Consider the following 16,286-nt stretch of genomic DNA (forward strand, 5'->3'; position numbering starts at 1 on the left):
AACGCATTAAGCCTCAGAAGCGTCTTTCGCAGCGTCATCGCCTTTTGCTTGAGCGTTCGCTTGTGATTGAGCGTATTCTTTACCAGCAATGATAGCGTCAGCCATAGCTGAAGCGTATAACGTTACTGCACGGATCGCATCATCATTACCAGGAATAACGTAATCTACGTTATCTGGGTTTGAGTTTGTATCAACGATACCGATTACAGGAATACCTAAGTTTTTAGCTTCTTTGATTGCAATCGCTTCGTGGTCAACATCGATTACAAATAATGCGTCAGGTAAACCACCCATGTTCTTAACGCCGCCTAAAGCACGTTCAAGCTTGTCCATCTCACGAGTACGCTCTAAAGCTTCACGTTTAGTAAGCTTAGCAAAAGTACCATCTTGAGATTGAGTTTGAAGATCTTTTAAACGGTTGATAGATTGGCGAAGAGTTTTCCAGTTCGTCAACATACCACCTAACCAACGGTGATCTACATATGGTTGACCAGCACGTTGAGCTTGTTCACGGATGATGTTAGAAGCAGCACGTTTCGTACCAACGAATAATACTTTGTTCTTTTTGCTCGCCAAGTTGTTAACGAAGTTCAATGCATCATTTAACGCAGGAACAGTGTGCTCAAGGTTGATGATGTGAATTTTGTTACGCGCGCCAAAAATGTATTGACGCATTTTTGGGTTCCAGAAACGAGTTTGGTGACCAAAGTGTGCGCCTGCTTGAAGAAGGTCGCGCATGCTTACGTTGTAATCTGCCATTTTCTTTACCTTAAAGTTTGGGTTAGGCCTCCATATATCCGCATTCTCCACCTATTGCTAGGCACCCAGAGTAATGTGACGATATATGTGCGGATTTTGTATAACTACTTATCATTTTTTCGAACCACTTCTTATTTAGAAAATAGTCACGAAAAGCATTTGATAAAATAGGCGGCTATTTATACCATAGACGCTTGCGAATTACCAAAAGTTTTTAGAGATCATGAACACGACTTATACAGCTCCTCGTCGATTAATCAAAACTCCCGATGAAATTGAAAAAATGCGCATCGCGGGGAAATTGGCGGCTGAAGTTTTAGACATGATTAAACCGCATATTAAAGCGGGAGTGAGTACTTTAGAACTCGATACAATCTGTCGCAATCATATTGAAAATGTACAAGATGCTATTCCTGCTTGTGTAGGTTATGGTGCAGCTCCAGGTCGACCTGCATTTCAACATTCAATTTGCACATCTGTTAACCATGTCGTTTGTCATGGTATTCCATCTGAAAATAAAATTTTAAAAAACGGCGATATTCTAAATATTGATGTCACAGTAATCAAAGACGGTTATCACGGCGATACCAATATGATGTATATCGTAGGTGGTGAGACGTCTATTTTGGCAAACCGTTTGTGTCAGGTTGCACAAGAAGCCATGTATCGTGGTATGGCGACTGTACGTGATGGTTCTTATTTAGGTGATATCGGACATGCTATTCAACAATATGTTGAGTCTGAGCGTTTTAGCGTAGTTCGAGAATATTGTGGTCATGGTATTGGAAATGTGTTCCATGATGAACCACAAGTTCTACACTACGGCCAAAAAGGTACAGGAATGCGTTTAGAGGCTGGCATGACCTTTACTATTGAACCAATGGTGAACGCTGGTGTTTGGCAAACAAAATTATTAGGTGATAAATGGACTGTTGTCACAAAAGATCATAAGTTGTCCGCACAATATGAACATACTATTTTAGTAACTCAAACTGGTATTGAAGTCCTTACCGCTCGTCCAGAAGAAGATTTATCTCGCTTCATGTAAGCGATTTCTTTGTTTCATTTAAGCTACTTCGGTAGCTTTTTTTATGCTTAAAAAAATTTATTAGTTAATTGAATTAAACAAAAAACATTCATAAGAATAACAATTATAAATTTTAACTAAACAAACTATTTAGTAAAAAACGCTATCTTTTGAGAATAAAAAGTTTCAATAAATCGGACATGGAGTCCTTCTGATGAAAAAACACAAGCTTTACCTTTCCCTAAGTTTAGGAGTTGCTAGCCTATTACCGACTATTAGTTTTGCTGAATCATCTTATTTTAGTTTAAAAGATGGTGATGGTTTTAAACGCTTTTCCATTTCAGCAGGTTGGTTACATGCTATGCCTCAAGGAAGTGCCAATCCAGTTAATATCAATACCAGCGTAGCTGAAGGAACGTCATCTAAGGTAGGTTCTGTATCTAAACAATCTGTATTGGATGCTGCAGATCGTAGTTCAAACCCACTTTTATACGACGCCATCAAAATTTTACCTACTGATACTCTTCCTTCATTACTAACAGGAACTGCAACGATTAATGGTTTATCTAATTGGCAGGCTCAAGGCACTGGACTAGAAGCTGATGATGTTGATACCTTAGGTATTATGGCCAATTACCATTTCACTGATAATTTATCACTGGAAATTAAAGCAGGAATTCCGCCCAAAGTTGATATACAAGGCAAAGGAAATATTTATGCCCCATTATCAGGTTCAGCCAATACATCACTTGGGTCAATCGATTTAAAGCAAGATATTCATATCACTGATCTGACACAAGGTGGTAAAGCAGCAACAGCACGGGCGTGGTTACCTGCCGTTGAACTGCACTATCAGTTTGGAAAATCTGGAGTAAATAAATTTCGTCCTTATGTCGGTGCAGGCGTGATGTATGCATATTTTAATGACTTAAAAATGAATTCTGGTATTGAGTCTGATCTCATCAAAGCGGGTCACATGATCCAAAACATTCACGATGGACAAGCGGGTGCAGCATTGGATGGAAAAACATCCTCAGCCGATCCTATTGTTAAACTCGAAGCAACAGATACTTTCGCCCCCATCGTAACTTTAGGAGCAACGTATGACTTTAATCCAAATTGGTTTGCTGTTGGTTCTGTTTCATATTCAAAAATGAATAATGAAGCCAAAATTTACGTAACTGATAAAAATACAGGTAAAGAGCTTATTCGAGCTAATACCAAAATTGATATTGACCCACTTATCACTTATGTCGGAGTCGGTTATCGATTCTAAGATGAGTTACGTATAAGAGCAGCTTCGGCTGCTTTTTTATTTTCGCCATGTTTTAAAACATTATGAAGAATAATTGCGCACACAAAAAAAGCCATTTCAGTGCAATTTCTGATAATAGAATTAAACATAACTCATACATAAGATTGCGCTATTTTTTACTTAAACAAAAAACACAATAGATTTTAATTATAAAAATTTTATTAATTAGAACTTTAAATTATTCATTTGGTTGAAAATAATTTCTGGCATGACACTTGCTATATATCCTTCATGATGAATCAACGTAGATTCACAAACTTTTTTGTTGACGGCCAACGATGTCCGTTCTGTTCGATGTGCTCTCGCAAATATTGCGAAGCAAAATTAATAACGTTCAGTTCAGGAGAAGGCTATGTCTTCAAATATGAATTTAGATGCAAAAAAAGCGACTGAAATAAAATTATTCAGCTTTTCCACTCCTGCGATGCGCGCCTTCCATATGACATGGCTTGCATTTTTCGTGTGTTTCTTCGCATGGTTTGCATGTGCGCCATTAATGCCAGTTATTAAAGGGGAATTTAATTTAACCAAAGATCAGATTGCAAATATCAATATTGCGGCTGTTGCCATCACTATTCTGATTCGCCTAATCGTTGGTCCACTTTGCGATAAGTACGGACCTCGTAAAACATACACCGCATTATTAATCTTGGGGAGTATCCCAGTATTCGGTGTTGCAGCAGCAAATACCTATGAGTCGTTCCTTTTCTTCCGCCTTTTAATTGGTGCAATTGGTGCGAGCTTCGTTATTACTCAATACCATACCAGCGTTATGTTTGCGCCTAACGTTGTCGGTACAGCAAATGCAGCATCTGCAGGTTGGGGAAATGCAGGTGGTGGTGCAACACAAGCAATCATGCCGTTAATTCTCGGTGCAATTGTGATGTTTGGTGTAGAACAAGCAATGGGCTGGAGAATTGCACTGCTTGTACCTGGCATTATGATGGTGATTGTCGGTGTACTTTATTGGAAACTCACTCAAGACTGTCCACAAGGTGATTTCAAAGAATTACGTGCGAACGGTGTCGAAGTTGGTAGCGGTAAAAAAGGTGGAATGGCGATTTTAATGCAGGCAGCACGTAACTACCGCGTATGGATCCTATTTGTCTCTTATGCAGCATGTTTCGGTATCGAAATCTTCATTCATAATATTGCAGCAATGTACTACGTCGACCACTTCAACATGGGTTTAAAAGAAGCAGGTTTAACTGCGGGTATCTTTGGTCTTCTCGCACTATTCGCTCGTGCACTTGGTGGTATCGTATCGGATAAAGTGGCACTTACTAAAGGATTAGATGGTCGTACAAAAGTTTTATTCATCCTGATTTTACTTGAAGGCTTATTCCTCATTTTATTCTCTCAAATGAATACAATTGGTTTGGCAATCATCACGATGACTGTGTTTGCATTATTTACACACATGTCATGCGGTGCGACATATGCCTTAGTACCATTTATTGATCGTAATGCACTTGGTGGCGTGGCAGGTATTATTGGTGCAGGCGGAAATGTGGGTGCAGTCGCAGCAGGTTTCTTATTAAAAGGCTTACTTGATGTTCAAACTTGTCTGATGATTTTGGGATGCCTTGTGACTGTAGCTGCATTCACTGTCGTTCTCATTCGCTTCTCAGTTGAACACAAAGACAAAGAAAAAGAATTATATGAACAAGCTTTGCTTGAGCGTAATTTAACAACCTAAATGCGTACTTTTAGAGGATGGGGCTTTCTCATCCTCCCTCTCTCCAAATTCAAATACTTTATTAAGGATACTGCGATGAATAAATTTTCGTATTCATTAATCACGCTTGCATGTTTATCTACCCTTACTTCAGCATCAGATAATTTTTTCTCTCAAACAAAACTTAGCTTAGATACTCGCTTACGTTATGATCTTGTTGATCAAGATAATACGCTCAAAAATGCTGATGCATGGACATTACGTATTCGTCCTGCGATCCAAACGGGTTCATGGTATGGTCTAAGTGCATTCGTTCAAGGTGAAGGTACAGTCGAGATTAATGATGAATTTAATAGCACTCGAAATAGTCAAACTCAATACAGCACTGTTCCTGATGCTGAAAACTTGCAACTCAATCAAGCCTATTTAAAATATGTTTACAACCCTAATTTTGATTTAACCGTAGGTCGTCAAACAATTAATTTAGATAATCAACGTTTTGTAGGTGCAGTTGCTTGGAGACAGAATGATCAAACCTTTGACGCTGTAAGTTTGAACTATAAACCTTGCAAAGAATTTGGATTATTTTATTCATATATTGATCAAGTCAATACAATTTTTGGTAGTGAAGAACCTGAGCCTAAGTTCATTCAAGCCCAAGCGAGTAAACAAGAAAGTAAAATTCATTTGATTCAAGCCAAAATGAATTACGACCCTCTTTTAAATGCTGTGGTTTATGGTTATTTGATGGACTTTGAAGATCTTGCTGCATGGTCAAATCAAACCTATGGTTTGAGAGTGACAGGTAAGAAAAATGACTTCAAATATTCAGCAGAATATGCAAATCAAACAGAATATGCAGACCAACCAACCGATTATGATGCTGACTACTATGCTCTTGAGCTGGGTTACAATATATCGAGTCAATCAACAACTATTGGGGACATTTCGATTGGTTATGAAGTTCTTGGTAGTGATGATGGAAAAATTGCATTCCAAACACCATTAGCAACCAAACATAAATTTAATGGTTGGACGGATATGTTCTTAACGACACCTGCCAATGGTTTGAAAGACTTGTACATCACATCTAACTTTAATATTTTCAGCAAAGGAAAACTGGGTACGGAATTGCATCAATATCGAAGCGAGGAAAAGAATATAGATTACGGTCAAGAATATTCAATTTCTTATAGCCATACCCTACCAATCAAAGGTTTATCTGCTCTAGCAAAATATTCAGACTATCAAGCAAATGATTTTGGTGCTGATACACAAAAATTATGGTTACAGGTCGATTATAAATATTGATCAACAACCATTCACTTTAATCCAGTGAAATTGAATGCACTTAATCATTTCATTTGATTCACTTTATTAACCAAGTTGCAGAAATTGAAAAGGTTAAGTTGCGATGAAATGTCATCAAAGCATCATAAAACTGTCATCAAAACATAAGAATTGACTGGTTAAATGAAAAATAAAAAAGCTTAAAAAAAACTAAAAAGCTTGCTGATTGACCTTCAGCAAGCTTTTTTCTTTGATTAACGTTTTGGTAATGGTATGTACTGTGACTGAGCATTTTGTTGAACTTTTCGCTCACCAACTTTCACTTGCAGCGTTTGTTGTTTTCCATCACGCTCAACGATCACATTAATGATGCTTTCAGGTGCTTGTAATGCTACATAATTAATTAAGTGAGATGCGGATGTAATCTGCTCATTATTCACTTGAATAATTTTATCATTACGCTTCACCCCTGCTTCATCCGCAGGTCCACCACGTAAAACATCTGCAACAACAACACCCACAGATTTGGCTGCTAATACATCTTGCTCGACCGTGTTCGGAATTAAGCTAATACCTAACCAACCACGCACAACACGTCCATCTTTCAAAATTGAATTTAGAACCTGTTGGCAGACATTTGCAGGAATCGCAAAACCAATTCCAAGTGATCCACCTGATTGCGAGAAAATAGCGGTATTTACACCGATTAAATTACCAGCGACATCAATTAATGCACCGCCAGAGTTACCTGGGTTAATTGCAGCATCTGTTTGAATAAAGTCTTCGTAAGTATTAATACCAAGATCAGAACGACCAGTGGCAGAGATAATCCCTTGAGTCACGGTTTGCCCTACACCAAATGGATTGCCAATTGCGAGAACGACATCACCAACTTCATTACCACTCAATTTGAATGGCAATACAGGAAGCTTATCCAACTCAATCTTGATCACAGCTAGATCAGTATCAGGGTCAGTGCCGATCACTTTCGCTTCTGCACGACGACCATCATGCAAAGCAACCACAATATGTTCAGCCTGAGCGATCACATGATTATTCGTCAGAATATAACCATCTGCACGAACGATTACTCCAGAACCTAAACTATTTTCATTCTGTGGTTGTTGTGGCACCTGATTACCAAAAAACTCACGAAATACAGGATCATTGAGCAATGGATGATTCAACTGTTTCACTTTTTGTGTAGTAAAAATATTGACTACAGCAGGTGCAGCAACTTTAACTGCAGCACTATATGAAACAACGCCACCAGCTCGTGTCGTATCAATCAGAGGTTCAACTTTTTCAGCAGGCATTTTTACACCATCAGCTGCAACTGTTGGTTTAGGTTGATGAAATCTCTGCCAAGCCAGAAAACTAAATATAACAAGAATGAGTAATACCCAAGGTAACCATGTAAATGCACGGCGCACGTCTATTATCCTCTAGGCGAAATTAGTTTATGAGTAAGTAAAATATTGATGAACTAGAAATTTCTATCATTGTAAAGTAAATACCTTAAAATCAATGCAAAAGTTAAAAAAGTTTTGTCTAGCTTTAGTTACATTTAAAAATATGTTTTTATTATTCACAATGAGAGTGTTAACAATCTGAGGATAAGCATGGCTAATTTGCATGAAATTGTGCAATGGTGTAATCAAACTTTAAAAACCAACGAATTTAAAGACTATGCTCCTAACGGCTTACAAATTGAAGGTCGAACTGAAGTTAATAAAATTCTTTGCGCTGTCACAGCATCTGAAGATGCAATTGATGCAGCAATTGAGCAAAATGCTGATGTTTTGCTCGTACATCATGGTTACTTTTGGAAAGGCGAACCGTATCCAATCACAGGAATGCGTGGAAATCGAATTAAAAAATTAATCCAAAATAATATCTCTTTAGTGGCTTACCATTTACCTTTGGATTCACATCCCACGCTTGGTAATAATGCCGCAATTGCAGATTTAATTGGTTTAAACCATTTGGAAGCTTTGGATCCATTTGAAAAGCATCCAATTGGCAATATTGGCTACCTAGAAAGTCCATTAAGCACTGAACAGTTCCAAGAAAAGTTAAAAAATATTTTTGATTTTAATATTCTCCATTTACCTTGCAGCAAGAACACTATTCACAAGGTAGGTTTTTGTACTGGAGGCGCTCAAGACTTCATTGCAAAAGCAGCTGAAGCTAATTGTGATGCATACATATCTGGTGAAGTCAGCGAACGCACTTTCTACGAAGCAAAAGAGCAAAATGTCCATTATTTTGCATGTGGTCACCATGCAACAGAACGTTATGGCGTTCAACGTTTAGCTAAGGCAATCGCAACACAATTTTCAGTAGAAACAGATTATTTTGAGTTAAACAACCCGATTTAATTAAATTGAATAATCCGATTTCATTTATCGTTTTTAATTGAACCTTTATTGTATATCGTTCTTTAAAAGACTGCCCTATTGTGTTTGGAATCATTTACAATAGAGCGACTTAACGTAAAACCCAGCAATTGCAAGGATTGGAACATGACAACCATTACTTTACCTGCACTTCCATATGGCTATGATGATTTAGCTCCGCATATTACTCGCGAAACTTTAGAATACCATCACGATAAACATCACAATACTTATGTTGTTAACTTAAACAACTTGATCAAAGGCACAGACCTTGAAGGTAAATCTTTAGAAGAGATCATCAAAGCATCTGCTGGTGATGCTTCTAAAGCAGGAATTTTCAACAATGCTGCTCAAGTATGGAACCATACATTCTACTGGAACAGCATGAAGCCAAACGGTGGTGGTAAACCAACTGGCGCGATCGCTGCAAAAATCGAAGAAGCTTTTGGTAGCTATGAAAAATTTGCAGAAGAATTCACTGCTGCTGCAACAACTCAATTCGGTTCAGGTTGGGCTTGGTTAGTTGCTGATGAAGTTAACGGTAAATTATCAATTACTAAAACTTCAAACGCAGATACTCCACTTGCACACGGTCAAGTTGCAGTATTAACAATTGACGTATGGGAACATGCGTACTACATCGATTTCCGTAACCTACGTCCAAAATACATCGCTACTTTCTTAGAAAGCTTAGTGAACTGGGACTACGCTAACGCTAAATTAGCTGGTCAGCCAGCTGGTGTAGAGAAATAATTTTTATTTCTTGCGTAAAAACTGCCCATCTCGGGCAGTTTTTTTATTTATCCAATCATAAAAGAATAATTATCAAGCAAACAATTCATTTTATTTACTATTCTTGTTGACGCATCTGAAATTCATCCCTAAAATGCGCATCAGATTCTCCAATAGCTCAGTCGGTAGAGCGACGGACTGTTAATCCGCAGGTCCCTGGTTCGAGCCCAGGTTGGAGAGCCATCTACTATTCTCCCATAGCTCAGTCGGTAGAGCGACGGACTGTTAATCCGCAGGTCCCTGGTTCGAGCCCAGGTGGGAGAGCCAAGATTCAAAAAAAAGCCTATATCATTGATGTAGGCTTTTTTATTTCCCCAAAATCTGTCAAGTATAATCAGTTTTCATTTTTTATCGCTAAAATCTAGAAAATGATGATAAAAAATACAATTAAATCAATATTTAAATTTTTTAGCTTAAACTCACTTGACCTACATCTGCTTCATGCATAGAATGCCTACCTAGATTCTCCCATAGCTCAGTCGGTAGAGCGACGGACTGTTAATCCGCAGGTCCCTGGTTCGAGCCCAGGTGGGAGAGCCAAATTCTAAAAACCCGCTCACTTTGAGTGGGTTTTTTGTTAACTATTTGATTTGAATATGCTGGACTTACTTCAAACTATTTTCCTAGTTATTGGATGCATAAGTAGTATTATTCTTCTTGTTAGCTTTGTTCCTTTTTTTCTACCTAAACAAAAATTCTTTCCTAGATCAGTCATTAGTTCATTTGAAACTCAAATGTTCCTTCGATTAAAACAAGCCTTCCCCCACTACCACGTTCTGACTCAAGTGGCTTTTAGTGCATTAATTACTAGTGATCATTATAAAATTCGAAGCAAATTTAATCGTAAAGTTACAGACTTCGTGCTACTCAATAAAGATATGAAAGTTGTTGTGATTATTGAATTAGATGATCCGAGTCATCTCGGAAAAGAGCAGGAAGACAAACAAAGAGATCAAATGTTACAAGAGGCTGGCTATGATGTCATTCGCTATACTGAAATTCCATCCATAAAACAATTACAGATGGATATTCGTTCTTAAAAACAATGGTACAAGCATTTATTCAGCATTCTTAGCTTGTTCAGCATTTTTTTGATCTTCAAACTTCTTTGCAATCTCAGCACGTTGTTGATCATATTTACGTTTTGTTTCTGCATCACTTCTTGCTGCAATAAAAGCCATACCAACAATAAATATTGGTATCAATAAACCTAAAGCCATTAAACCCCATGGGATTTGCTTTTTTTCAACTGAATTCTGACTCATAGTATTCAAAATGCGCTATCAAAATCGATGCAACAATATAACAAAAAAGAGCCTCACTGATGAGACTCTTTTTTGATTTACAAGTTCTACAATCTAATCACCATATCGTTGAATAATTAAGAACTCACCCCTGTACACTGCGGGTCTTTGCTTGCATCAATTTTTGCAGGATCAATCACCACATTTGTCTTAGCAGGCATTTTCGCTTGAATAAAGTTATAAATATCTAAGTTTTTACATACAATCGCTTGGGTATGTGTTGCATTAAGCACAGGTTTTAATTCCACCTCATCAGAACCTAATGCCTGTAAATTAGCTACCAATGCCTGAGTCACAGGGAAAGGAACGTTAGTGTCAGCTGTACCTTGTACAACTAAGACAGGCTTATCAATTCGCTTAGTTCCAGGCTGATTTTCTACCAAAAACTTCTGAACAGTTGGATTGGTTTTAAAATTGTTTGTATCTAATCCAGGGTAATCCATCACTTTTTTATCTGGATTATCCGTCATAAATTTGATGATATCTGCTTTAAACTTCTCGATGAGGCTTGCACTTGGGTCACTTTCATTATCAAGACATAAACCATTTTCACCTGTTGTACCTTCAGCAAACTCTGCTAATGATTTAGCGCGATCTTGGAAAATATCTCGATAATCAAATCTTGGTTCATATGCTTTGATACCAACACCCGTTAAAGCAGCGTATGCCAGTAGCGTCGCGTAAGAATCTACAGATACACGATTGACTAACGGAACATTATTGGCTACTTCTGCCTGTTCGATGTTTGCCAATGCAGCTGGAGCGACTTCAAGAATAATCTTACCTAAACTTGAAGCTGGTGCTCCAGCAACCGCCCCTTTATAAGATACATCAGCATTTGCATATTCAGCCGTACCAATAGAAGCTTGCCCACCTTGTGACTGCCCTACTGACATCCATGCACCATTTAATTGGGTGCCATAACGGTCTTTAACCGCTTGCATCGCTGATATAGCAGATTTTGCTTCACTTGCCAAATTAAGATAAGGATGGATACCAGCCGTTCCCAAACCCTCGTAATCAGGTGCAACCACCACATAACCAGCAGCAAGTAGAGTTTCAGCTAAAATTCTAAAACGCGGATTAAGCACATTATTACTAGGAGCACAGCTATTTGCGACTCCCACTGTTCCATGTTCCCATACCACTACACGATAACCATCGCTTGGTGCAGCAACCTTAGGAAACATAACCATCGCAGTCGCTTTTGCTGTTTTACCCTGAACATTAGTCATGTTATAGGTCATAACTTTGATCGATGCTGCAAAAGTCAAATTATCTTTTGAATAGCTACTTTCTGAAATATATGTTTTATCTTTATTGCTGCTTGAATAACCATCATTACTGTCATTACACGCAAATAGAAATAAAGCAGAGATTGAAAAGCTAATTGCTAATCCAATTTTAGACCGTTTCATAAAATTTTCTTTTAGTCTTGTTTTTGTGTGCACGAAACTACATGCGACTTTATTAAGGCATAAAAAAAGTGCTCTGCATAGAACACTTTTCAACTAATTGGTCATTTTAAACCACTAATTGTAAAAAGATTCCTAGAAAAATTATCATTCCAACCCATCTATTGTGACGAAATGCCCAAAAACAAAGTTGCGGATCCCTATCTAGAGTCTTAAATGTTTGATAAATAAAATCTCCAGCAACAACAATCAATCCAGCTATTCCAAAAGGTGCAAGCAGACTTTCGATATACAATGCAAAACCGATCAATACCAAACTCACAAGCTGCAACACACTAATAATTTGTATATCGTAGCGACCAAATAGAATAGCCGTCGATTTGACCCCAATCTTTAAATCATATTCACGATCTGTGATTGCGTACTGGGTGTCATATGCTACAGTCCATGCCAAATTGCCAAAATAAAGCAACCAACAAGTCAAATCTGGGGTTTGTCCAACAGCGGCATATGCCATTGGAATTGACCAAGAAAATGCAGCACCGAGAAAAACTTGTGGTAGATGCGTATAACGTTTCATAAATGGATATATGAACGCTAACAATAACGCTCCAAATGACCAATAAAATGCTTCTATAGGCAAGAACAACAACAAACTTGCACTAAGCACTACCAAGGCTAAAAAAACAAACACTGCTTCCTTGGCTTTGATCACACCTGTGGTTAAAGGACGATTTTTCGTTCGTTCTACATGTGCATCTACTTTACGATCAGCAAAATCATTAATTGCACAACCCGCAGCACGCATAAATAAGCATCCCAAAGCCATGATTAGTAATATCTTAAGATCAGGTATGCCCTTAGATGCAATCCATAACGCCCACATGGTTGGCCAAAAAACCAATTCCGTACCAATCGGTTTATCAAATCTACATAGATAATAATAGGCTTCTAAACGTTGTCGCCATGTTATATGTTGCACTGTTTCCATGAGTAATCCTGAGAGTCAATGCTGTCGAATAAACTGTTCAAAAGCAGGTAAAAAAGTTTCCTGCACAATAAATTTACACCCATGCCATGTATAACAACTTTGCCTAGTCCAGCCCTCATCAAGTTGAATAACACGTCGTTCACACTGAGGATCAGTTCTTTGAAATAAGAACCAACCGATTGGCTTATTGCGTATATATTTAAATATTCTTGCTTTTTTTTGTAGACTAAGAATCGGGAAAATACTTTTTGCCTTCACCCAAGGCTCTCGCTCGCTACCATATAAATGAGTTTCACGTACCCAAGCAACATGATGGTAAGGCATTAACATCCATTTACTGTCAGCAAATGTTAAACGTTGATAATGCTCTCTAATCCGCTCAACATGGAAATCACCACGAGCAAGATCAGTAAGTTGTTGAGTTAATGAACCTGATGCGTACAACCATTTTTTTAATTCTTTAGGAATCTGCTTTGAATTTATTGTGTTTGGTCGTAAATTTCGCATGCTTGGCTCACTAAAAACATCGCATCTAGTTTACATGAATTTTTTAATAAAAAGCGTATGACTTTCAATTGAATCAAAAGCATAAAAAAAGCTCGCCGAAGCGAGCTTTTTTATTTGGGATGTATTACAAGCTGTAGTACATATCAAATTCAACTGGGTGAGTAGTCGTGTTTAGACGACGTACATCTTCAGTTTTAAGTTCAATGTAAGCATCTAACATTTCTTTAGTGAATACACCGCCTTTTAATAAGAACTCGTGATCCGCTTTAAGAGCATCAATCGCCATTTCTAAGTTGTGAGCAACTGTAGGGATTTTTGCTTCTTCTTCAGGAGGAAGGTCATACAAGTTCTTGTCAGCAGCTTCACCTGGATGAATCTTGTTTTGGATACCATCAAGACCAGCCATTAACAATGCCGCAAAACCTAAGTATGGGTTCATTAATGGATCTGGGAAACGTGCTTCGATACGCTTGCCTTTAGGGCTAGAAACGTAAGGAATACGGATAGAAGCAGAACGGTTACGTGCCGAGTAAGCAAGCATAATCGGAGCTTCGTAGTGTGGAACTAAACGCTTATAAGAGTTTGTACCTGGGTTAGTAATTGCATTCAATGCACGAGCGTGTTTGATTACACCACCGATGAAGAACAATGCCATTTCTGATAAACCAGCATATTCATCACCAGCAAATAAGTTCTTGCCATCTTTAGAGATAGACATGTGAACATGCATACCAGAACCGTTATCACCTACCATTGGCTTAGGCATGAAAGTCGCTGTTTTGCCATATTGGTGAGCAACGTTCCAAACTGCATATTTGAATTGTTGAACTTCGTCCGCTTTACGAACTAATGTATTGAAGCTCACACCAATTTCTAATTGGCAAGAAGCAACTTCATGGTGATGTACTTCTACACGACCTGGACCCATGATGTCTTCAATACGTGCACACATTTCAGCACGCATGTCTTGATGTGAGTCAACTGGAGGAACTGGAAAGTAACCACCTTTTACACGTGGACGGTGACCAGAGTTACCAGCTTCGTAATCTTTACCAGTAGACCATGCAGCTTCTTCAGCGATTAGTGTATGGCGAGCGCCAGACATATCGATATCCCATTTAACTTCGTCAAAAACGAAGAATTCTGGTTCTGGACCAAAGAATGCTGTATCACCGATACCTGTAGATTTTAAATATTCTTCAGCACGACGAGCAATCGAACGTGGGTCACGCTCGTAACCTTGACCAGTAGATGGCTCAATAACGTCACAAGTCACAACAACAGTTGGCTCAGCAAAGAACGGGTCAAGAAAACCTGTTTCAGCATCTGGACGTAAGATCATGTCAGAAGCTTCAATGCCTTTCCAACCAGCGATTGAAGAACCATCGAACATTTTACCATCTTCAAATGTATCTTCATCAATCGTGTCAGCTGGGTAAGTTACGTGTTGCTCTTTACCCTTAGTATCAGTAAAGCGAAAATCGACCCATTTTGCGCCACTTTCTTTGATGAGTTGAAGGACCTTGTTCGCCATGCTCATTTGCTCCAATGAAATTTATATGCACTTGTTAAGTGCGTGTTAGTTGTTGGTGTACAATTAGCAATTATCATACCAACAATTTTAAAGCATACCTAAAACATTGAAATTCTTTGCAGAAAAAATGCTTTAAGCTCCATGTCCTATGTCTTCTATAATGTTTGCAATCGCAAATGCACCATATTCACACATTTCCATTCCAGCCCGTCCCCAAAAAAGACATAATGAACCAAAATAGTGCAATATATGCAACAAAGAACTATTGTAGTGCTAAATTACGCCATCATTTACTAGCATAAATTGGCTTTTTATATCATTCTTTTGGAGTACATTCCAATCAATTCCACTGGACTTTCGATTCACCGACATGTTTTTTTATCAAACCTTTAAATTTTAAAATAATATTGATAATTATTTGTGTGTCATAAGCTCATTTTGAACTGACGACTTACTCGACCAAATTAGAAATATTGAACATTGAGCTTCTGTTTATGCTATGATTATTTACCCTAACGATCTTGAACATATTTTTATATATTCTTAGTAACGGATATTGAATTGTTTTGGTCGGTCAATTGAATCCTAAAAGCACAATAAAGTGCATATTTTCAAAAGGTTATAATCATGCTTCTAATGATTGACAATTATGACAGTTTTACTTACAACATCGTTCAATACTTTGGCGAGTTGAATCAAGAAGTAAAAGTTGTTCGTAATGATCAAGTGACATTAGAGGACATCGAACGATGGCAGCCTAAATACCTAGTGATTGGCCCTGGTCCTTGTTCACCAACTGAAGCAGGGATTTCGATACCTGCAATCAATCATTTTGCTGGAAAAATTCCATTACTAGGCGTTTGTTTAGGGCATCAAGCGATTGGACAAGCTTTTGGTGGCAATATTATCCGTGCTAAAACAGTCATGCATGGTCGTTTATCTGATATGCACCATAGTGATAAAGGTATTTTTAGTAATTTACCCTCTCCTTTTGCTGCTACTCGCTACCACTCTCTAGTGATTGAACAAGAAACACTGCCTGATTGCTTAGAAGTTACCTGCTGGACGAATCAACCAGATGGCACGATTGAAGAAATTATGGGTGTAAAGCATAAAACCTTACCTGTTGAAGGTGTTCAATTTCATCCTGAGTCAATTTTAAGCGAACATGGTCATCAAATTTTTAAAAACTTCTTGGATATTTATGCATAATCGCAAGAATTAACAAATTCTCATTCTTTAAACAGCCTATTTTATGAATAGGCTGTTTTTATT

15 protein-coding genes and 3 tRNA genes are annotated in these 16,286 nt (G+C 38.0%); 11 read left to right on the top strand and 7 right to left on the bottom strand.

Annotated features, from left to right (window positions below):
* Positions 1-6: 6 nt before the first annotated feature.
* The gene (gene rpsB / locus R2H34_RS11310; RefSeq protein WP_004912304.1) at positions 7-759 is read right to left on the bottom strand and encodes a 30S ribosomal protein S2; all 753 of its coding nucleotides are present in this window, start codon (positions 757-759) and stop codon (positions 7-9) included.
* A gap of 223 nt (positions 760-982) precedes the next feature.
* Between rpsB and map the strand changes: the two genes are divergently transcribed.
* From map to R2H34_RS11330, 4 genes are all read left to right on the top strand, one after another.
* The gene (gene map / locus R2H34_RS11315) at positions 983-1,807 is read left to right on the top strand and encodes a type I methionyl aminopeptidase (protein ID WP_004912307.1); all 825 of its coding nucleotides are present in this window, start codon (positions 983-985) and stop codon (positions 1,805-1,807) included.
* A gap of 193 nt (positions 1,808-2,000) precedes the next feature.
* Positions 2,001-3,062, top strand: coding sequence for an OmpW/AlkL family protein (locus tag R2H34_RS11320; RefSeq protein WP_087540432.1), 1,062 nt, complete (start codon positions 2,001-2,003; stop codon positions 3,060-3,062).
* 391 nt (positions 3,063-3,453) lie between these two features.
* Entirely contained in the window at positions 3,454-4,800 is a 1,347-nt protein-coding gene (locus R2H34_RS11325) for an MFS transporter (protein WP_004682636.1), read from the top strand.
* 75 nt (positions 4,801-4,875) lie between these two features.
* On the top strand, positions 4,876-6,090 hold the full coding sequence (locus R2H34_RS11330; RefSeq protein ID WP_318342269.1) for an alginate export family protein: 1,215 nt from the start codon (positions 4,876-4,878) through the stop codon (positions 6,088-6,090).
* Between the two features lie 233 nt (positions 6,091-6,323).
* Here R2H34_RS11330 and R2H34_RS11335 read toward each other — a convergent pair whose 3' ends face one another.
* A complete protein-coding gene (locus tag R2H34_RS11335; RefSeq protein ID WP_039047493.1) occupies positions 6,324-7,502 on the bottom strand; it encodes a trypsin-like peptidase domain-containing protein in 1,179 nt (392 codons plus the stop codon).
* A gap of 189 nt (positions 7,503-7,691) precedes the next feature.
* On the opposite strand from R2H34_RS11335, the gene R2H34_RS11340 reads away from it, so the two are divergent.
* From R2H34_RS11340 to R2H34_RS11365, 6 genes are all read left to right on the top strand, one after another.
* A complete protein-coding gene (locus R2H34_RS11340) occupies positions 7,692-8,450 on the top strand; it encodes a Nif3-like dinuclear metal center hexameric protein (protein ID WP_087540436.1) in 759 nt (252 codons plus the stop codon).
* Positions 8,451-8,594: 144 nt separating this feature from the next.
* Positions 8,595-9,221 carry a superoxide dismutase gene (locus R2H34_RS11345; protein ID WP_004963006.1) on the top strand — a complete coding sequence of 209 codons (627 nt, stop codon included), beginning with the start codon at positions 8,595-8,597 and terminating at the stop codon, positions 9,219-9,221.
* Positions 9,222-9,367: 146 nt separating this feature from the next.
* Positions 9,368-9,443: transfer RNA gene (locus R2H34_RS11350), tRNA-Asn, on the top strand.
* A gap of 8 nt (positions 9,444-9,451) precedes the next feature.
* Positions 9,452-9,527, top strand: a tRNA-Asn gene (locus R2H34_RS11355).
* Positions 9,528-9,724: 197 nt separating this feature from the next.
* Positions 9,725-9,800 (top strand) — tRNA-Asn (locus R2H34_RS11360).
* A 56-nt stretch (positions 9,801-9,856) separates the two neighbouring features.
* On the top strand, positions 9,857-10,300 hold the full coding sequence (locus R2H34_RS11365) for a DUF2726 domain-containing protein (RefSeq protein WP_004912322.1): 444 nt from the start codon (positions 9,857-9,859) through the stop codon (positions 10,298-10,300).
* A gap of 18 nt (positions 10,301-10,318) precedes the next feature.
* On the opposite strand, the gene R2H34_RS11370 is transcribed toward R2H34_RS11365, so the two are convergent.
* The 5 genes from R2H34_RS11370 to glnA all read right to left on the bottom strand — a co-directional run bounded on the left by R2H34_RS11370 (position 10,319) and on the right by glnA (position 15,017).
* Positions 10,319-10,525, bottom strand: coding sequence for a hypothetical protein (locus R2H34_RS11370; protein WP_004912325.1), 207 nt, complete (start codon positions 10,523-10,525; stop codon positions 10,319-10,321).
* 116 nt (positions 10,526-10,641) lie between these two features.
* Positions 10,642-11,982 (bottom strand): prolyl oligopeptidase family serine peptidase, encoded by a 1,341-nt coding sequence (locus R2H34_RS11375; RefSeq protein WP_087540438.1) that lies wholly within the window; start codon positions 11,980-11,982, stop codon positions 10,642-10,644.
* 106 nt (positions 11,983-12,088) lie between these two features.
* Positions 12,089-12,970, bottom strand: a complete 882-nt coding sequence (gene ubiA / locus R2H34_RS11380; RefSeq protein WP_087540440.1) for a 4-hydroxybenzoate octaprenyltransferase — start codon at positions 12,968-12,970, stop codon at positions 12,089-12,091.
* A 15-nt stretch (positions 12,971-12,985) separates the two neighbouring features.
* Positions 12,986-13,477 (bottom strand): chorismate--pyruvate lyase family protein, encoded by a 492-nt coding sequence (locus R2H34_RS11385; RefSeq protein WP_004912332.1) that lies wholly within the window; start codon positions 13,475-13,477, stop codon positions 12,986-12,988.
* 124 nt (positions 13,478-13,601) lie between these two features.
* Entirely contained in the window at positions 13,602-15,017 is a 1,416-nt protein-coding gene (gene glnA / locus R2H34_RS11390; RefSeq protein ID WP_005402324.1) for a type I glutamate--ammonia ligase, read from the bottom strand.
* A 621-nt stretch (positions 15,018-15,638) separates the two neighbouring features.
* Between glnA and R2H34_RS11395 the strand changes: the two genes are divergently transcribed.
* A complete protein-coding gene (locus R2H34_RS11395) occupies positions 15,639-16,223 on the top strand; it encodes an anthranilate synthase component II (protein ID WP_004912335.1) in 585 nt (194 codons plus the stop codon).
* Positions 16,224-16,286: the final 63 nt, after the last annotated feature.

The organism is Acinetobacter sp. 16, from assembly GCF_033439925.1.
Taxonomy (GTDB): Bacteria; Pseudomonadota; Gammaproteobacteria; order Pseudomonadales; family Moraxellaceae; genus Acinetobacter; species Acinetobacter junii.